Raw genomic sequence first — 19,493 nt, forward strand, 5'->3', positions numbered from 1 at the left:
TATCGTGACAGCGCAATGCCGCTTCATCTGCACCGCGCCGAGCGCACCGATCTGTTGGCCGACGGCCTCGGCGCTCTGCTGGCCGATCCCCCGGCCGACCCGTTCGCCGCCGAGCTCGTCGTGGTCCCGGCGCGCGGGGTGGAGCGCTGGCTCAGCCAGCGGCTGTCGCATGTGCTCGGTGGCGCGCGCGGCGGCGGGGTTTCCGGCGGGGTGTGCGCCGGGGTTTCCTTCCGCAGTCCTGGCTCGCTGATCGCCGAAATCGCCGGCACCGCCGACGACGATCCGTGGTCGCCGGAGGCCATGGTGTGGCCCCTGCTGGAGGCGATCGATCACTCGCTGGACGAACCGTGGTGCCGCACGCTGGCAACCCATCTCGGTCACTTCCACACCGGCGCGGAGGCCGAGCTGCGCCGGGGCCGGCGCTACGAGGTGGCGCGCCGGTTGGCCGGGCTGTTCGCCTCCTACGCGCGGCAGCGCCCGCAACTGCTGATCGACTGGTCCGACGGCGGCCCCGGCGACCTCGACGAGGACCTGCGCTGGCAGCCGGAGCTGTGGCGGGCGCTGGTGTCGCGCGTCGCGGCCGATCCACCGCACATTCGCCACGCCAAGACCCTCGCGCGGCTGTCCGCGGCGCCCAGCGACCTGCCCGCGCGGCTGTCGCTGTTCGGGCACACCCGGCTGTCCCGCACCGACTCCGAGCTGCTGGCCGCCCTGGCCATCCACCACGAGCTGCACCTGTGGCTGCCGCACCCCAGCGACCGGCTCTGGCGCGCGCTGGCCGGCACGCGCGGGCCGATCCCCCGCCGCGAGGACACCAGCCACCGCGCCGTGAACCATCCGCTGCTCGCCACCCTGGGGCGGGACCTGCGCGAGCTGCAGCGCGGCCTGCCGGCGGACCCGCAGACCGACGAGTACCTGGCCGGGGAAGCGCGCCCGGACACGCTGCTCGGCTGGGTCCAGTCCGACATCGCCGCCAACGCCGTCCGACCGCAAGGCCGCTCGCTGGCCGTCGACGACCGATCGGTGCAGATCCACAACTGCCACGGCCCGGCCCGCCAGGTCGATGTGCTGCGCGAGGTGCTGCTCGGCCTGTTGGCCGACGACCCGACGCTCGAACCGCGCGACATCCTGGTGATGTGCCCGGACATCGAAACCTACGCGCCGCTGATCGTGGCCGACTTCGGCCTCGGCGACGTGGTGCACGGCGCGCACCCCGCCCACCAGCTCCGGGTGCGGCTGGCGGATCGCTCACTGATCCAGACCAATCCGCTGCTGGCTGTGGCCGCCCAACTGCTGGGGCTCGCCGGTGGCAGGGTGACCGCCAGCGAGGTGCTCAACCTGGCGCAGGCCGCGCCGGTGCGCGCCCGGTTCGGCTTCACCGACGACGATCTGGAGGCCATCACCCGCTGGGTGCGGCAGGCCAACATCCGGTGGGGACTCGACCAGGAGCATCGGCGGCCCTACCACGTCGACTTCGTGCACAACACATGGCGTTTCGGCATCGACCGGATATTGGCCGGCGTCGCGATGTCCGACGACTCGAACGCCTGGATCGACTCCACCCTGCCGCTCGACGACGTGAGCAGCAATCGCGTGCCCTTGGCCGGCCAGTTCGCCGAATTCGTCGCCCGGCTTCGGCACGTGGTCGACTCCCTCACCGGCACACGGACATTGACCGAGTGGCTGGCCACCCTCGCCGAGGCCACCACGCTGTTGACGCGGGTGCACGAGTCCGAGGAATGGCAGGCCGGTCAGGTGCGGCGGGAGTTCGCCGCCGTCCTGGGACAGGCCGGGCCACGAGGCGACACGGTGCTGCGGCTGCCCGACATTCGCGCGCTGCTGACCCGGCACCTGGCCGGGCGCCCGACGCGGGCCAACTTCCGCACCGGCACCCTCACGGTGTGCACCATGGTGCCGATGCGCTCGGTCCCCCACCGGGTGGTGTGCCTGGTCGGCCTGGACGACGGGCTGTTCCCGCGTCTCGGCGTCGCCGACGGGGACGACGCGCTGGCCCGGTGCCCGATGACCGGAGAGCGCGACATCCGTTCGGAGGACCGGCAATTGCTGCTCGACGCGATCGGCGCCGCCACCGAGAAACTGGTGATCACCTACACCGGCGCCAACGAATATTCGGGGCAGCCGCGCCCGCCCGCCGTGCCGCTGGCCGAATTGCTGGATACCCTCGACACCACCACGCCGGAGACGGTGCGCCACCGCGTCGCCGTCGAGCATCCCTTGCAGCCGTTCGACATTCGCAACGTCATCCCCGGCGAACTGGTGCCGGGGGTGCCGTTCAGTTTCGACCCCACGGTGCTGCGGGCGGCGCGGGCGGCCGCCGGCGAACACACCGAGCAACCCAGGTTCATCGCGGCGCCGCTGCCGCCCCCGCCGGCGGACGACGTCAACCTCGCCGACCTCGTCGGCTTCTTCAAAGACCCGGTGAAGGGCTTCTTCCGCGCCCTGGAATTCACGCTGCCCTACGACGTCGACGGTGTCCAGGACGCCATGCCGGTCGACATCAACGGCCTCGAAGAATGGACCGTCGGCGACCGGATGCTGGGCGACATCCTGCGCGGGATGAGCCCCGACGACGCGCGGCAAGCCGAGTGGCGCCGCGGCACACTGCCGCCGGGCCAGCTGGGATGGCGCAAGGTCACCGAGATCCGCGACCAGGCCGCGACGCTGGCGATCGAGGCGATCCGGCATCGGCAAGGCCGCCGCCAGGCCGGGGCCACCGCCTACGACGTCGACATCGACCTGGGCGCCGGGCGGCGACTCACCGGCACGGTGTCGCCGGTCTATGACGATGCGTTGGTCTCGGTGACCTATTCAAGGCTGGACGGCAAACACCTGCTCGAGTCGTGGATTCCGTTGCTGGCGTTGACCGCTCACGACCCCGGCCGCGACTGGTCGGCGGTGTGCATCGGCCGCATGCGCCGCGGCACCAGCATCCGGGTCGAGGGGCTGGGGCCGCCGGGCGCCGATCCCGTCGAGGTGCTGCGCGAGTTGGTGACGATCTACGACGCGGGACGACGAGAACCGATTCCGTTGCCCATCAAGACATCCTATGCGTGGGCGGCCGCCCGCCACGGCGGCGACGACCCGGCGGCCGAGGCGCGGCGGCGGTGGAAGTCCGGCGACCGCTTCCCCGGCGAGGACCAGGCGCCGGCGCACGTACGGGCGTGGGGACGCGGCGCTCAACTGGAAGACCTGATGCAGCCGGTGCGGCCGGGCGAGGAGTGCGACGGCGAGGACAACCGGCTCGGCGCCTACGCGGCCCGGCTGTGGCTGCCGATGCTGCGCGCGGAACGGAAGCTCATCTGATGGAACGCTTCGACCTGTTGGGCCCGCTGCCGGCCGAGCGCTCCACCACCGTGCTGGAGGCCAGCGCGGGCACCGGCAAGACGTTCGCGTTGGCCGGCCTGGTGACGCGGTACCTCGCCGACGGCGCGGCCAGCCTGGATCAGATGCTGCTCATCACGTTCGGCCGCGCCGCCAGCCAGGAGCTGAGGGAACGTGTCCGCTGCCAAATCGTCGATGCGGTAAGGGCTTTCGCCGACCCGTCGACGGTCGGCGACAACCAGCTGGTGGCGTACCTGCTGGACGGCACCGCCGATCAGGTCGAGGCGCGCCGGCAGCGCCTCCGCGACGCGCTGGCCGGCTTCGACGCGGCGACCATCGCCACCACCCACCAGTTTTGCCAGCTGGTGCTGCGCTCGCTCGGGGTGGCCGGCGACACCGCCGCGAGCGTGACCCTGCTCGACAACCTCGACGATCTGGTGACCGAGATCGTCGACGACTTGTACCTGGCGCACTTCGGGCAGGAACGCGACGACCCGGCGCTGCATTACTCCGAGGCGCTGCGGCTGGCCCGCGAGGTGGTCAACAACCCGTCGACCCAGCTGCGGCCGCGCGACCCGGACCCCGATTCGCGGGCCGCCGTCAGCCTCCGCTTCGCCAATGACGTTCTGGCCGAGCTCGATACGCGCAAGCGCCGCCTCGGCGTCCTCGGCTACGACGACCTGCTGACCCGGCTGGCCGAGGCGCTGGCCGCCGACGGCTCCCCCGCCCGGCTGCGTATGCATCAGCGTTGGCCGATCGTCATGGTCGACGAGTTCCAGGACACCGACCCGGTGCAATGGCAGGTGATCGACCGCGCGTTCAGCGGGCGCTCCACCGTGATCCTGATCGGCGACCCCAAACAGGCGATCTATGCGTTCCGCGGGGGCGACATCGTGACCTACCTGCGGGCGGCGGCGACGGCCGGCCGGCGCATGACGCTGGACACCAACTGGCGCAGCGATTCCGCGCTGGTGGCGCGGCTACAGGTGGTACTGCGCGGCGCCCAGCTCGGTGATCCCGCGATCGTGGTGCACGACGTCGGCGCGCGGCACCGGGGCCATCGGCTCGCCGGCGCGCCCCGCAACGATCCGTTTCGGCTACGGGTCGTGTCGCGAAAGACCCTGGGTCGCCGCGGCATTCAGAACCTGCCCATCGACGAGTTGCGGGAACACATCGGCGCCGACCTCGCCGCCGACATCCGCGCCCTGCTCGCCGCCGGCGCCACGTTCGACGGTAAACCCCTGCAGGCCCGCGACATCGCCGTCATCGTGGAACGGCACCGGGACGCGCACGCCTGCTTCGAGGCCTTGTGCGCCGCGGGCGTTCCCGCGGTCTACACCGGCAACACCGACGTGTTCACCTCCGAGGCCGCCGAGGACTGGTTATGCCTGCTGGAGGCCTTCGACCAACCGCACCGGCCCGGCATGGTGCGCGCCGCCGCGGCGACGATGTTCTTCGGCGAGACGGCCCAGACGCTGGCGGCCGGCGGGGACGCCCTCACGGACCGGATCGCAAAAACGCTGCGGGAGTGGGCCGGTCACGCGCGCGAACGCGGCGTCGCCGCCATCTTCGAAGCCGCCCAGCTGCTCGGGATGCGGGACCGCGTGCTCGGCTGGCGCGGCGGCGAGCGGCACATGACCGACTTGGCGCACGTCACCCAGCTGCTGCAGGAGGTCGCGCACCGCGAGCATTACAGCCTGCCGGCGCTGCGCGACTGGCTGCGCCGGCAACGCGACGAGCGCGGCGGCGCCCCCGAACGCAACCGCCGGCTCGACAGCGACGCCGCCGCCGTCCAGATCATGACCGTCTTCGTCAGCAAGGGCCTGCAATACCCGATCGTGTACCTGCCGTTCGCGTTCAACCGCAACACCCAGGACAGCGATGTGGTGCTGTTCCACGACGAGGACGGCACGCGTTGCCTGCACGTCGGCGGCAAGGACAGCCCCGACTTCAAAACCGTTGAGCGGCTGGGCCGTAAAGAGGACGCCAGCGATGACAGCAGGCTGACCTACGTCGCGTTGACCCGGGCGCAGACCCAGGTGGTGGCGTGGTGGTCACCGGCGTACAACGAACCCAACGGCGGCCTGTCGCGGCTGCTGCGCGGCCGACGGCCCGGCGATCCGGTCGTTCCGGACCGATGTGAACCCGCGAAGGTCTCCGACGACGACGCCCTGGCCCGGTTGCGCGAGTGGGAGACCGCCGGCGGGCCGGTCATCGAGGACTCGGTGGTGGCGCCCGCCCCGTCGCTGCCGCCGGCGCCGGTGCCCAGGCACCTGGACAGCCGCCACTTCCACCGTGCCATCGACACCACCTGGCGGCGCACCTCCTATTCCGGCCTGATCCGGCTGGCTCAGGCCAGCGGGGTCAGCAGCGAACCCGACGTCGCCGGACTCGACGACGAGGTCGGCGACATCCCGTTGACCTCCCCGGTCGCCGGGCCGGACGTGCCCTCGCCGATGGCGGACCTTCCGGCGGGCGCGACGTTCGGCTCCCTGGTGCACGCCGTGCTGGAGACGGCCGACCCTTTCGCCGCGGACCTGGCCGCCGAGCTGGAGGCGCACATCCGGGAGCATTCGGCGTGGTGGCCGGTCGCCGCGGCGCCCGAGGAGCTGGCGTCCGCGATGGTGCCGATGCACGACACACCGCTGGGGCCCCTGGCGGGTGGGCTGACGCTGCGCCACATCGGGCTGTCGGATCGGTTGCGGGAACTGGACTTCGAGCTACCCCTGGCCGGCGGCGACCGGCCGTCGGCGGGACCGCAGGCCCGGCTGGCGGATCTGGCGCCGCTGTTGCGCGAGCACCTGCCGGCCGACGATCCGCTGGCCTCCTATGCCGATCGGCTGACGGACCCCGCGCTCGGTGACCAAGCGTTGCGCGGGTACCTCACCGGCTCGATCGACGCGGTGCTCCGCGTTCCCGACGGCGCGGGGCACCGCTTCGTGGTGGTGGACTACAAGACCAACCGGCTCGGGGATCCGGAGCGGCCGCTGACGGCCGCCGATTATGACCGGCCACGGATGGCGGAGGCGATGCTGCATTCGGACTATCCGCTGCAGGCGCTGCTGTACTGCGCGGTGCTGCACCGGTTCTTGCGTTGGCGGGTAGGCGATTACGACCCGGGCCGGCACCTCGGTGGTGTCCTGTACCTGTTCGTGCGCGGCATGTGCGGCGCGGACACCCCGGTGCTCGACGGGCACCCGGCCGGCGTCTTCAGTTTGCGCCCGCCGCCGTCGTTGATCACGGCCCTGTCGGACCTGCTCGACGCCCGGGCGGTGCCCGCGTGACGGTGGAGGTGATGTACGCGACCGGGTTGCTGCGCACGTTCAGCGACGCCGGTGTGTTCGAGGCCGCGGATATCCATGTGGCGCAACGGCTCACCGCGCTGACCGGTGAATCCGACGAGCGGGTGGCGCTGGCGGTCGCGCTGGTAGTGCGCGCGCTGCGGGGCGGTTCGGTGTGCGTGGATCTGCGCGCGGCGCCCGCACAGGTCGGCGAGGCCGACCTGCCGTGGCCCAGCGCCGACGACTGGCTGGCGGCGGTGCGGGCCAGCGCGTTGCTGGGGCCGCCGCCGGTGCTGCGGTTCTTCGGCGATCTGCTGTACTTCGACCGGTATTGGCTCGAGGAGGAGCAGGTGTGCACCGACCTGCTGGCCCTTTCGGCCGCCCCCGTATCCGTCGAATCATCAAGCTATGACCGGCTTTTCGGCCCCGGGTTCGAAGAGCAGCGGGCGGCCGCCGAAATCGCGGTGTCGCAGGCGGTGACCGTGCTGACCGGCGGCCCCGGCACCGGGAAGACCACGACGATCGCCCGGCTGCTCGCGCTGCTGGTCGAGCACGCCGAGCGGGCCGGCCTGTCGCGACCCCGGATCGCGCTGGCGGCGCCGACCGGCAAGGCGGCCGCCCGGCTGGCCGAGGCGGTGGCCGCGGGAGCCGAAGGGCTCGGCGCGGTGGACCGGGCGCGCCTGGCCGGCCTGCCGGGGACCACGCTGCACCGGCTGCTGGGTCCCCGGCCCGATACGTCGGTGCGGTTCAGGCACAATCGCGCCAATCGGCTGCCGCACGACGTCGTCGTGGTCGACGAGACGTCGATGGTCTCGTTGACGATGATGGCCCGGCTGGCCGAGGCGGTGCGGCCGGATTCCCGGCTGATTCTGGTCGGCGACCCGGACCAGTTGGCGTCGGTGGAGGCGGGCGCCGTGCTGGCCGACCTGGTGGACGGGCTGGCCGCCCGCGACGACGTGCGGGTCGCCGCGCTGCGCACGCCGCACCGATTCGGCACGTCGATCGGCGCGCTGGCCGAAGCGATCCGGGTCGGCGACGCGGACCGGGTGGTGGAGCTGCTCGCGGCCGGCGGTGAGCATGTCGAGTGGGTGGATTCACCGCGCCCGGCCGACCGGCTGCGCGAGGTGCTGGTCGCGCACGCGCTGCGGCTACGGTCGGCCGCGCTGCTGGGCGCGACCCACGAGGCGTTGGCCACGCTCGACGAACACCGGCTACTGTGCGCCCACCGGGAGGGGCCGTACGGGGCGGCGCACTGGAACACGCTGGTGCAGAAGTGGATTGCCGAGGCGACCGGACAGCCGGCGTGGTCGCAGTGGTACGCCGGGCGCCCGCTGCTGGTGACGGCGAACGACTACGGGCTGCGGCTCTACAACGGCGACACCGGGGTGGCGGTCGCCGGCGCGGAGGGCCTGCGGGCGGTCATCGCCGGCGCGGCCGGGCCGCTAGACTTCGCGACCAGCCGCCTCGGCGAGGTGGAGACGATGCACGCCATGACCATCCACAAGAGTCAGGGCAGCCAGGCCGATGAGGTGACCGTGTTGATACCGCCGGAGGATTCGCGGCTACTGACGCGGGAACTGTTCTACACGGCCGTGACCCGGGCGCAGACCAGGGTGCGGGTGGTGGGGCCCGAGGCCTCGGTGCGCGCGGCGATCGAGCGCCGGGCGATGCGGGCCACCGGATTGCGGCAGCGGCTGCGGGCCGACGCCGCCGCGACGTGACCGCCGGCGGGGACGACGGCGACGGTCCCGCCCCCACAACGCAACCCGTGTCGCGGCGCGGCCCCCTCGTGCGGCTCGCCGTGTTCGCGGCGTTTCTGGCCGTGGTGTTCTATCTGGTGGCCGTCGCGCACGTCATCGACATCGAGGAGATCCGGCGGGTGGTGTCGGCCACCGGGCCGGCGGCCCCGCTGACCTACGTCGTGGTCTCGGCCGTGGCCGGCGCGCTGTTCGTGCCGGGCTCGATCCTCGCCGCGGGCAGCGGGTTGTTGTTCGGTCCGCTACTGGGCGTGTTCGTGACGCTGGGCGCGACGGTGGGCACGGCGATCGTGGCGAGTTTCGCCGGCCGCCGGGCGGGCCGCGACAGCGCCCGCGCGCTGCTGGGCGCGCGGCGGGCCGACCGCGTCGACGCCCTGATCGGGCGCCGCGGACTGTGGGCGGTCGTCGGGCAGCGGTTCGTCCCCGGGATCTCGGATGCGCTGGCCTCGTACGCGTTCGGGGCGTTCGGAGTCCCGTTGTGGCAGATGGCCGTTGGCGCGTTCATCGGTTCGGTTCCGCGGGCATTCGTCTATACCGCGCTGGGCGCCTCGATCGGCAACCGGTCGTCGCCGCTGGCGTACGCGGCGATCGCGGTGTGGTGCGTGAGCGCCATCGTCGGCGCGTTCGCCGCGCATCGCGGGTACCGGAAATGGCGTGGGCACGGCCGCGAGCGCGACCACGCCTCGCGCCCGGATTCGTAACACCGGAACGCGCTCGCCGGTTTTCAGCGAGCCGGGCCCAGCATCGTCTTCCACCCCTCGTCGCCGACATTGGCCGAATTCGCAACGGAATAGACCACGCCGTCGGGACCCACGACTTTGCCGCTGCGCACGTCGTAAAGCGCCGTGGGCAGCGCGCTCGGCGTGTAGGTGCACGGGTTCGGCTGCTGCCCGTTGCACCAGACGGTGCCCGATCTCGGCCGCTGCAGCGGATCGCTGATCGGCGGCGGCGTGCCCGGCAGCCGATCCGCTGGCAAGGGGTTGAGGCCGTTGTTGACCGACGGCGCCGGAATCACCTGACCCGGTTTCACCGGTTGGTCACAACGCGCGCTGGGCGCGGGGCAGGTGAGGATCTGATCGGGGTCGCCGTACCAGGGGTTGGTGCCGAGCGGCGCATAGGGTTCGGGGCTGCGGCACTCGCGCGGGGTCGCCGCCCGTTTACCGGGCCGGTCCACGCAGGGGTAATTGCGCGCTCCGCGAACCACATTCGTCGCGTCCATCGGAATCTTGCAGTAGGTGCCCGCCGGCAGCGGCGCGGTGCCGGTATCCGCCGGCGACCGCCACTCCGATGCCGACAGGAAGCCGGTGAGGCACGGCGGCGGCTGGTTGAGTGAGATGGCGCCGACGCCGAGGGCGGCCTGGCCGGGAGACTGCGCAGTCACCGACTGGGCGATCGCGCCCGACTGCGGCAAGAACACCAGCGCCTGCTCAACACCGTTGTGGTAGCGCTTGAGCATGTCGATCACGACCTCGAGATTGGCCAGCGTCTGCGGCAACGACTCCCGCACGTCACCGAAGGTGGTGTTCACCTGCGCGGCCGTCGGCGCCGCGTTGGCCAGAATGCTTCGCACCGCCTGATCGTGCTGCGCGGTCTGCGCGGCCAGCGTGTTCAGATTGGCAGCCCAACGGCCGATCGTGTCAGCCGAATCGGCCTGGCTGTCGATGATGGGCGCCGAGCGTTCGATGATGTCGTCGACATCGTCGACGCTGCCGCGGAAGTCGTGGGCGATCGCCTGGGTGGCGTCCACCAGCCGTCGCAGCGACGGCCCCAGCCCCCCGAGGGCCTGCGACGTCTCGTAGAGCAGTGAGGCGATCTTGTCCTTCGGCAGCACCGCCAGCCCACGGTTGGCGGCATCGAGCGCGGGACCGATCTGGCTGGGAACCGTGCTCTTGCTGATCGTCTGACCATTGGCCAGGTACGGGCCCCGGTTGGCGCTCGATACCAGGTCGATGTATTGCTCCCCCACCGCCGAGACCGAATGCACGTTGGCCGAAGCGTCGGCCGGTATCTGGTAGCCGTTCTCGATGCTCATCGTGGCGCGCGCGCCGCGCTCGGTCGGTGCGACGCCGGTGACCTTGCCGATGGTGATCCCCCGGTAGGTGACGTTGGCCGTTCGATACAGGCCCCCCGACTGCGGCAATTCGGCATACAGGGTGTACCGGCCGACACCGGCCAGGCTCGGTATCCGCAGGTAGTACCAGCCGAGAATTACCACCGCGGCCACCGCCACCGCCGTCAGGAGCGCCAGCTGGGTTTTGATCAAGCGGGGCAACATCTTTCATTCGCCCCTTTCGACCAGCGGCCCACCCGGGGCGTCGTTGGGGTTCGGCGTATAGCGGACGTCCGGGATCATGGTGTCCGGGTCCCGTCCCCACGACTGCTCGAGCGCCCGCAGCGCCCCGGACAGTCCGGTGCCGGTCAGCATCGTGTTGTCGATGGTGGAAAGCGTCAGGTCGAGCGCGGCGGAGACGTTGACGTAGTCGCCGCGGATCACCTGGGCGACGTCGTCGATGTTGAACGGCGCGGTGAGGCCCAATTTCAGCGCGCCGGCCAGGAACGGGGAGGCCAGGACGAGTTGGCCGAGCGGCCGCTGCAGCGACCGTAGGCTGCGGTGCAGGTTGGGCCTGGCGTCGGTCAAGGCGCGGTCGGCGGCGCTGCTGAACCGCCCCAGGGATTCGGTGGCGTTGGCGAACAGTTCGCGGGTGTCGGCGAAATGCTGGATCAGCGGCGGGATGTCGGTCAGGACCCGGTCCAGCGTGTCCTTCCGGTTCGCGAAGATGGTCAGGAGTTGGTTGGTCGAATCGATCGCGCGGGTGAGGTCGTCACGCTGGCGGTTCAGTTCGGTGATGAAAGTGTCCAATCGACCGAGGAATTCGCGGATCTGATCGGCGTGCCCATCGAGGACCTTGACGATCTCGGTTTGGATCGCGTCGAGGTTCGCGATGCCGCCGCCATTGAGGATCACCGCGACGCTCGCCAGCGTTCGTTCGACGGTCGGGTAGGCCGAGGAATTCCTCAGGGGAATGGTGTCGCCGCTCTTCAATTGCTGAGCGGACGGGTTTTTCGGCGCGGCCAGTTCGACGTGCTGGGTGCCCAGCAGACTGGTCTGGCCGATCCTGGCGGTCGCATTCGCGGGGAGCTTCACGCCGGGATCGAGGTCCAGCCGCAGGGTGGCGATCCAGTTCTTCAGGGTGATCGCACGCACCGTGCCGACCCAGACGTCGGCGACCCGCACCCGGCTATTGGTGTTCAGCGCCAGCGTGTCCGGCATCTGTACGTAAATCGTCACATGGTCGCCGCCGGTGCCGCGGCCGATCGGTAGCGGCACGTCGGCGATGCCGCGCCAATTGCAGGACGTCAACATCGCCGCCAGCAGGCAGACGAGGCCGCGGCGGCCAGCTCCGACCATGGCTCGCCGCAGTGGTGTTTTCGTCGGCTTGCCGTTCGCGTTCACTGGCCGGGCCCCGGCTGTGCCGGCCGCGGAAACCACGGCGGGGGTGCGGGATTCGACTCGTCGTAGGCGTTCGGCGGTCCCGGCGCGGTGGCCCCCGCCGGCGGGGGCGCGGCGATGTCCTGACCGCCCATGAGCTCGGTCAGCGATTCGGGGGTGAGCATGCCGGCGGTGGCCGGCTGGACGTGCGTGCCCTGCATCCCTGGCGCGACCACCCAGCCCGGCTCGTGGTTGCCGTGCGAAAAGGGTGTGTCGCGCGAGAAGATCCCCGGGACGGTGGTGTCCTTGTATCCGGGCGGGGGGCGCAGTCGCTCTTCGGAATACGCCACCTCCTTGGGCAGGGTGGCCGCCGAGTTGAACAAGTTCAAGCTGGCCGGCGGGTAGTTGAATTTGATGGCGTCGAGCACCGGCGCCAGATACTGCGCGCACAGCTCGGCCGAGTCCTGATAACCCAGCCGGCTGCCGGCCTGAATGGCGCTGCAGATGAAATGAACGGGGTTGGCGAAGTTGGGGAACACGAACAGGCCCACCAGCGAGCTGTGTGCGGGTTCGTAGAGGTTGTTGAAGTTGCCCGCAAAGGTGGGCAGCACGTGCAAGGCGGTTTCCAGGCCATCCCGCGGCTCGGGTTGCAGGATCGTGGTGGTCACGTCGGCGAGGTTGTCGACATCATGGGTCAGCGTTGCCCCGTTGTCGCTCACGAACTTTCGCGCGGCGTCGAGCACGTCGTCGAGATGGGTGATGGTGTCGCCGACGTCGTGGTCGGACTTGGTGAACCAGTCGGTGAACTGGGCCAGGTTGTCGTTGAGCGCGACGAACTGTTGCTTGTGCTGGTAGAGCGCGGTGACGAACTGGGCCAGGCTTTTGGTGATCGCGACGAAGTCGCCCCGGCCCTCGTTGAGCGCGGTCAGCGCCTGCGACAGGCTGTTCAGGGTGTCGTTGACCTGCCTGCCCTTGCCGGCCAGGTTGTCCGCGGCCGATTCGATGACATCGCCGAACGGCCCCGCCGGCTGCTGGGGTGTGGGCCCGAGCTGCCGCAGGATGCCGTTGATGGAGTCCCGCAGCTGATCCCACTCGACGGGCACCTGGGTGCGCTCGATCGGGATGACCTCGCCGTCGGTCAGCACCGGGCCGCCGGTGTAGGGCGGTGACAACTGGATGGTGCGCGAGGCCACCAGGCTGGGGTTGAGAATCACGGCGGTGGCCTTGGCGGGCACCTTGTATTTGTTGTTGTAGTGCAACGTGACTCGCATCTTGTCGCCGGCCGGCTCGATCTTGTCGATCGAACCGACCCGCACGCCCATGATCTGAACCCTGTCGCCCGGGTACAGCGCCAGGGTCTCGGAAAAGTACGCGACGACAGTGGTGGTGGTCAGCTTCCGGTAGAGCTGAACCCCGGCGGCGGCGGCGACGAGGACGAAGATCGCCGCCAACGCCGCGCTGATCACGACCCGGGCAGACAGTCGGGGCAATCGCAGGCTGCGGATGTCGAAGATGGTGCTCACCGGTCGCTACCTCCCGTCCCGCCGGGCGCGACGGACGGCGCCGGGTTCAGGTTCTCGGTGCGCGATCCCGGTGGGGCGTGCGCGGGAAGCGGCACCGGGGTGCCGGGAACGTCCGGCGGCGCCTCACCCGGGCGGCCCGCGGACGGGATGCCGGGGCCCGGCGGGGGGCCGTAAGGGTTTGGCTGCGATGGCCCGACGTCCAGTGGCGCCGGAAAGCCGCCGGGGGCCGGGCCGAACGGGCCGTGCTCGGAAGCCGCGCAGGGCAACGGATTTCCGGGCCGGGGCGGGTTATCGGCCGCGGGGGTGTACGAACACGGCGATCCCGGCGGCACGGCCGGCCCCGGATGCTCCGGGGTGCCCTCCAGCACCGGCGGCGCCGGCGGCGGTGCGCCGTTGGGAAATCGGGTTCCGTTGGGGTCGGGCCAGCGGAACTCCGGCAACCCGGCGCTGCGCCAGAAGTTCTCCGGGTCGATGCCCCGCTTCTTGAACGCCGCGTCGACCCACGGCTGAAGGACTTGGTAGGGCAGCAGATTCGCCACGATCGCCTTGAAGAACGGCCCGGACGCGACCGCCTCGGTCAGGGAGGCGGTGTATCGGCTGACCAGCACGAGCACGTCGGACAGCTCCTTTTTGCGTTTGACCAACTCGTCGCTGACCGTGCCCAACTGCTGTAACACGTGGTGCGCGTTGGGGTTTTCCTTGATGAATCCGGACACCTGGGTGGACACCGCCGACACGTTGCTCAGCAGAACGCTCAGCGCCTGGCTGCGCTCGCGGAACGCGGAAAGCAGCGTGTTGGCGTTGACCAGCAGCCCGTCGACCTGTTGGCTGCGGTCGCCGATGACGCGAGTGATCTTGTCGGCGTTCGCCAGTAACTGCTTGATCTGGTCGTCCCGATTCCCGATGGTGCCCGAGAACTTGGCCACGCCGTCGAGGGCGGCCTTCAGGTGCGGCGCGGTCTGATCGAACGTCTCGGACAACACGTTCAGCGACCGCTTGACGACGTCGATGTTCCAGTCCGTCGCCGCCTTCGTGACATCGACGAACGCGTCGTAGATCTGATAGGGCGTCGTGGTCTGGGCCGAGGGGATGATCCCGTTGGGCCGGAGCGGATCCGAGCCGCGGGGCTGTATCGCCATGTTTTTGCGCCCGAGGAAGGTGTCGGTGCGGATCGCGGCGCGGCTTTGCGCCCCGATCGTCTTGCCGGGCATCGAAAAGCCAACCAGGACACGGTCGCCGCGGATCTCCAGCGAGCGCACCAATCCGACGTTCACCCCGGCGATTTCCACCTTGTCGCCGGGGCTGATGCCACCGGTGTCTACGAATTGGGCGTAGTAGGTCGGCGTGGCGAACAGCATCGGCACGCTGGTGAAGCTCTGTCCCACACCGACGACGAGCAGCGTCACCAGCGTGCCCATCAGACCGACGCGGGTGCGGTTGAACTCGGTCAGCGTCCTCATTGCGGCGTGCACCTCCCGGTCGGCTGCCCGAAGAGTTTGACCGTGCGTACCGGACCGCCGGGCTGTAACCCGTTGACCTTGACCGAGATGTCACACAGGTAGAAGTTGTAGAAGTCGCCGTAAATGCCGCCGGCGCGGCCGATCACGCGGAACGCGTTCGGCAGCTTGGCCAGCACGTCGTCGACCGTCGGCAGGTCGTTGATGAGCGATTGCTCGATGCCCTCGAGGTGTCCGAGCGTGTCGTGCAGCACCGGCCGTTCGTCGCGGAGCAGATCCGCCACGGTTCCCGCCGCGTCGCTGATGTGTGCCGCCGCCGCGGCCAGCGGATCGGCCCTGTTCTTCAATCCCGTGATGAGCAGTTCCAATTTGTCGACCGTTCGGTCGAATTCCTTCTCGTGCTTGACGGTGGTGGCCAGCACGGTATTCAGGTTGTTGATGACCTCACCGATCGCCTTGTCGCGGTCGGCCAGCGCCCCCGTCAGTGCGGCGGTCTGGTCGAGGATGTCGTTGATGGTCGCGCCCTGCCCACCGAACACGGTGATGATCGACTGGGCGATGCTGTTGACCTTGTTCGGATCCAAAGCCTTGAAAAGCGGGCGGAATCCTCCGATCAGCGCGTCGAGATCCAGTGCCGGCTGGGTGCGCTCGAGCGGGATCATGCCACCCGGGGGCAGCCGTTGGCCGCTGTTGCCGTGTTTGAGCTCCAGGTAGCGGTCGCCGATCAGGTTGAGGTAGCGGATCGACGCGGTCGTCGCCCGGTCCAGTGGCAGCGTGCGATCCACGTTGAACTCCACCAACACCCGCGTGTCCCGGTCGGTCAGCGTCACCTTGGAGACCTTGCCGACCTCGACCCCCGACGCGCGCACGAATTGCCCCGCCCGCAATCCGCTCGCGTCGGTGAAGGCCGCGACGTATCCGGTGGTGCGATCGAATCGCACCTGGCCGAACACGATGATGATCATCACGGTGAACATCGCCAGCACCAACCAGAAGATGCCGAGTTTGACTGCCGTATGAGTGGTCTTCATGGGTTGATCGTGTTCTCCCCGTATTGGCGTCCCCAGACGTATTCGGTGGCCAGCGGCTGACCGATCTCGAAGTGGTTGTAGGGCGCGACGCTGGCGCCGGTGTCCATGACCAGGTACGGGGCGGGCCAGAGTTCTCGGGTGATCTTCTGCCAGCAGCCGGGCCGCCCGCCCGGGCCCCCGCGGGCGTTCACCCGCGGCAGGTTGTCGGGATACACGTAGGGATTGGGCGCACCGATGATGGACCCGGCGGCCGCCAACGAATAGCCGTTGCCGCCGGCCGCTTTCGCGACTTCCGGGGCGGCGTCGTGGAAGTTGCGGACCATGCAGAACAGTTCGGGGCTGTAGGTGTCGAGGAGGTCGGCGGTGGGCACCAGATCGGCGGCGCCGCGCGCGAGATACGGCCCGCCCCTGGCGAAGATGTCTTCGCCGTTGTGCCCGACGCCCACCGCCGCCAACAGCGCGGCGTCCAGGTCCCCCTGTTGCCGGGTCAGGGTGCGCGCGGTGGTCACCGCGTTGCGCAGAAAGTCGAACAGGTCGGGTGAGGCCCTGGTGTATGCGTCGGCCAGGTCCGCCAACCGCCGCACGTCATGGCGGATCTGGGGCATCCGTGGATTCAACTGCGCCAGAATGGCATTCCCGTTGACGATGGATTCACCGAACCTGCCTCCCAGCCCGTCCAGCGCCTGCGCCAGCGCGGACAGCGTCGCGTTCAGCTCGATCGGATTCACTTTCTCGGCTATCGAGGTGACCGTCTCGAACAACGTGTTGAATTCGGTGGTCACCGACCGCGCGTCGATCACGTCCTGCGGTGAGATGCGTCGCCCGGCGGCCTTTTCCGGTGCGATCGGCGATGTCAGTGACACGTACTTGTTGCCGAACAGGGTGGCCGCCTCGATGGTGGCCACCACGTTCGCCGGAATCAGGTCGATGGAGCGTGGATCCACGTCCAATGTCAGCTTGGCCGCCGGCGCGTCGTCGCGCTCGATCTCGGAGATGGCGGCCACCCGGCCGATCTCGACGCCGTTGTAGGTGACTTTGGATCCCGGCTCCATCACCAGGCCCGCCCGCGTGGCGACCATCGTGAGCTCGGTCTTGGGTGTGAACTCCCCCCGAAACTGCAGATATACCAGTAGCAAGACCAGCCCGCAGACCACGAGCAGGATCACGCCCTCGACGTACACCCACGCGCGTCGGCGATTCCGCGGCATCGGCGTCGTCATGGCGGCTACACCGTGAGATTGAAGTTCGGGTCGACGCCGTAGAGCGCCAACTGCGCGAGCAGGACCACGACCACCACCGAGACCAGTGAGAACCGCATCGAACGGCCAACGGCCTGGCCGACGCCCACCGGGCCGCCGCTGGCGGTATAGCCGTAGTAGCAGTGGGTGATCATCACGACCACCGCGATGATGACGACCTCGACAACCGACCAGCCCACGTCTTCGGGTCGCAGGAACGTGCGGAAGTAATGCTCGTAGGTACCGTTCGACTGGCCGTAGAACACCGTCGTGACGATCTGGCCCGAGGTGAACGCCATGTCGAGGGCAAGGGCGTACAGCGGCGTGATGACCGCCAGCCCACCCAGGATCCGGGTGGAGACCAGAAACGAAATCGATTTGATGCCCATGACTTCCAGCGCGTCGATCTCCTCGCTGATCCGCATGGCGCCCAGCTGCGCGGTGGCGCCGGCGCCGACCGTCGCGGCCAGCGTGACACCGGCGACGATCGGCGCGGCGACGCGCGTATTGGCCAGTGCGGCAAAGAACCCGGTGAACGCCTCGACCCCGATGTTGCCCAGCGACGCGAAGCCCTGGATGGCGATCAGCGAGCCACCGGACAGGGTCACGAACCCGATGATCGCGACCGTGCCGCCGACGACGGCCATCGCACCGGTGCCCATGCCGATCTCGGCGATGAGCCGCAGCGTCTCGCGCCGGTACCGGCGCAACGCCCAGCCGATCTGCCCGACGCTGATCCGGGCGAACCTGGCGAAAACCCCGATCCGCCAAAGCCTTCGGGCCGCGCCGCCGCCAAAGCGGTCGAGGCCGGCGGCCGTCCGCGGGTAGCGGGCGCGCAGCACGACCGTCGCGGCCATCAGCGCCCGGTCCCGAACCGCACGCCGATCGTGGTCAGCACCACGTTGACCGCGAACAACGCGATCACGCACAACACCAGCGTCTCGTTGACGGCGGTGCCGACACCTTTGGGGCCGCCCTTCGTGGTCAGGCCGCGGTAACAGCCGACCAGGCCGGCGATCGTTCCGAACGTGGCCGACTTGACCACCGAAATGATCACCTCGGGCAAGCCGGTGACCAAGGTGAGGGTGCCGACGTAGGCCCCGGCCGAGATGTGTTGGATGAAAACGCCGAACACGAATCCGCCGACCAGGCCGATGGTGATCACCGCGCCGTTGAGCAGCGTCGCCACGATGGTCGCGGCGACCACGCGGGGCACCACCAGCCGGTGAATCGGGTCGATGCCGAGCACTTCCATCGCGTCGATCTCCTCGCGGATGGTGCGCGCGCCCAGGTCCGCACAGATCGCGGTGGATCCCGCGCCCGCGATCACGAGCACGGTGGTCAGCGGCCCCAGCTGCGTGACCGCGCCCAGTGCCGCGCCGGCGCCCGAGATGTCGGCGGCACCGAACTCCGCCAGCAAGATGTTGAGCGTGAAGATGATCAACACGGTCAGCGGGATCGCGACCGCCAGGGTCGGCAACAACGAGACGCTGGTGATGAACCAGCCCTGCTCGATCGTCTCCCGCCACTGGAAGGGCCGACGAAACAGCGCCTTGCCGGCCAGCACGCAGGTCCGGAAGAAGCCGCCGACCGCGTCGACGCCGGGCTGAATCTGACCGCGCAGATAGGTGGTGATCACGGTGTGGCTGCTCACCGCGGCTCCCCCCGGCGGTCGAGCGCGGCCGTCATCGTGGCATTGGCGAGCTCGAGGACGTCGTGGGCGGCCTTCCGCGCCGCGGCGGCATCGCCGCCGCAGATGGCGCCGGCCAGTTTCCGGTACGCGTCCGCACGGTTGACCTCGGGGGTCATCGCGGTCGCCAGGGCGGCCAGCGCGCGCTCATAGGCGGCACGAAAGGCGTTGTACATCAACCGGAATACGATCGAACCGGAGCTGTCGACCAGATGATCCCAGAACGCGAGCGTGTCGAGTTGCCACTCGACCGGGTCCGCGCGGACCTCGAGGCCCGCCAGCGAATCCTCGAGCAGCGCGACCAGTTCGGGCCCGTGTTGTTCGGCTGCCAGCTCGGCGACCTTCGGTCCGATACGCAGCCGGGCCTCGAGAATGCTGCGGAAGACGACCGGGTCGAGTTCGCCGTTGCGAAACAGCAACTGGGGCAGCAGATCAAGGCCGGCGTGCCGCCGGAAATCGCGCACGGTGGTGACGCCGCCCTGGCGCACCTCGACCAGGCTGGCCGCCGAGAGCCGCTTGAGCGCCTCGCGGACGGCGGGCCGGGACACGCCGAAAACCTCCGCCAGCCGGCGCTCGCTGGGCAACGCAGCGCCCGGCCGCATCTCGCCGCTCAGCACATCGGTTGCGATCTGGTCGAAAACCGCTTCAGGCACCGATCTGCGAATTACCGGCTGCAGCGCCATGCGGCCAGTGTGGCGGGCCGAAAGCCAGTCAGGTGGTCAGACCACCGGCGTGTCGCGAATC

The 19,493-nt window shown here is 69.8% G+C and carries 13 protein-coding genes; 4 read left to right on the forward strand and 9 right to left on the reverse strand.

Annotated features, from left to right (window positions below; translation table 11 throughout):
- The first annotated feature begins 15 nt into the window (after positions 1-15).
- From recC to AC0KTM_RS21255, 4 genes are read left to right on the forward strand one after another with little or no spacing between them, the layout of a single operon-like run.
- Positions 16-3,324, forward strand: a complete 3,309-nt coding sequence (recC, locus tag AC0KTM_RS21240; RefSeq protein WP_472416597.1) for an exodeoxyribonuclease V subunit gamma — start codon at positions 16-18, stop codon at positions 3,322-3,324.
- Positions 3,324-6,626: an exodeoxyribonuclease V subunit beta gene (gene recB / locus AC0KTM_RS21245; protein ID WP_472416599.1), complete on the forward strand. Its 3,303-nt coding sequence runs from the start codon at positions 3,324-3,326 to the stop codon at positions 6,624-6,626. The genes recC and recB overlap by 1 nt, the downstream gene beginning before the upstream one ends.
- On the forward strand, positions 6,623-8,344 hold the full coding sequence (gene recD / locus AC0KTM_RS21250) for an exodeoxyribonuclease V subunit alpha (protein WP_374109709.1): 1,722 nt from the start codon (positions 6,623-6,625) through the stop codon (positions 8,342-8,344). Before recB ends, recD begins: the two co-directional genes overlap by 4 nt.
- Entirely contained in the window at positions 8,341-9,081 is a 741-nt protein-coding gene (locus AC0KTM_RS21255; RefSeq protein ID WP_225328344.1) for a TVP38/TMEM64 family protein, read from the forward strand. Before recD ends, AC0KTM_RS21255 begins: the two co-directional genes overlap by 4 nt.
- 23 nt (positions 9,082-9,104) lie before the next feature.
- Here the strand turns inward: AC0KTM_RS21255 and AC0KTM_RS21260 are convergent, their stop codons facing one another.
- The 9 genes from AC0KTM_RS21260 to AC0KTM_RS21300 are packed head-to-tail and all read right to left on the reverse strand — an operon-like array spanning position 9,105 to position 19,432.
- A complete protein-coding gene (locus AC0KTM_RS21260) occupies positions 9,105-10,655 on the reverse strand; it encodes an MCE family protein (RefSeq protein WP_472416601.1) in 1,551 nt (516 codons plus the stop codon).
- Between the two features lie 3 nt (positions 10,656-10,658).
- Positions 10,659-11,789 (reverse strand): virulence factor Mce family protein, encoded by a 1,131-nt coding sequence (locus AC0KTM_RS21265; protein WP_225328346.1) that lies wholly within the window; start codon positions 11,787-11,789, stop codon positions 10,659-10,661.
- A gap of 41 nt (positions 11,790-11,830) precedes the next feature.
- Positions 11,831-13,333 carry a virulence factor Mce family protein gene (locus AC0KTM_RS21270; RefSeq protein WP_472416603.1) on the reverse strand — a complete coding sequence of 501 codons (1,503 nt, stop codon included), beginning with the start codon at positions 13,331-13,333 and terminating at the stop codon, positions 11,831-11,833.
- Positions 13,330-14,793: a virulence factor Mce family protein gene (locus AC0KTM_RS21275; RefSeq protein ID WP_472416605.1), complete on the reverse strand. Its 1,464-nt coding sequence runs from the start codon at positions 14,791-14,793 to the stop codon at positions 13,330-13,332. Before AC0KTM_RS21275 ends, AC0KTM_RS21270 begins: the two co-directional genes overlap by 4 nt.
- Positions 14,790-15,821, reverse strand: coding sequence for an MCE family protein (locus tag AC0KTM_RS21280; protein ID WP_472416607.1), 1,032 nt, complete (start codon positions 15,819-15,821; stop codon positions 14,790-14,792). Before AC0KTM_RS21280 ends, AC0KTM_RS21275 begins: the two co-directional genes overlap by 4 nt.
- The gene (locus AC0KTM_RS21285) at positions 15,818-17,041 is read right to left on the reverse strand and encodes an MCE family protein (RefSeq protein ID WP_472416609.1); all 1,224 of its coding nucleotides are present in this window, start codon (positions 17,039-17,041) and stop codon (positions 15,818-15,820) included. The genes AC0KTM_RS21280 and AC0KTM_RS21285 overlap by 4 nt, the downstream gene beginning before the upstream one ends.
- Before the next feature lie 5 nt (positions 17,042-17,046).
- Positions 17,047-17,916: an ABC transporter permease gene (locus AC0KTM_RS21290; RefSeq protein ID WP_225328351.1), complete on the reverse strand. Its 870-nt coding sequence runs from the start codon at positions 17,914-17,916 to the stop codon at positions 17,047-17,049.
- Positions 17,916-18,713: an MlaE family ABC transporter permease gene (locus AC0KTM_RS21295; protein ID WP_238956872.1), complete on the reverse strand. Its 798-nt coding sequence runs from the start codon at positions 18,711-18,713 to the stop codon at positions 17,916-17,918. The genes AC0KTM_RS21290 and AC0KTM_RS21295 overlap by 1 nt, the downstream gene beginning before the upstream one ends.
- The gene (locus AC0KTM_RS21300) at positions 18,710-19,432 is read right to left on the reverse strand and encodes a FadR/GntR family transcriptional regulator (protein ID WP_238956873.1); all 723 of its coding nucleotides are present in this window, start codon (positions 19,430-19,432) and stop codon (positions 18,710-18,712) included. Before AC0KTM_RS21300 ends, AC0KTM_RS21295 begins: the two co-directional genes overlap by 4 nt.
- Between the last annotated feature and the right edge of the window lie 61 nt (positions 19,433-19,493).

It is taken from the genome of Mycobacterium sp. NTMscope_Eco_3, assembly GCF_976985685.1.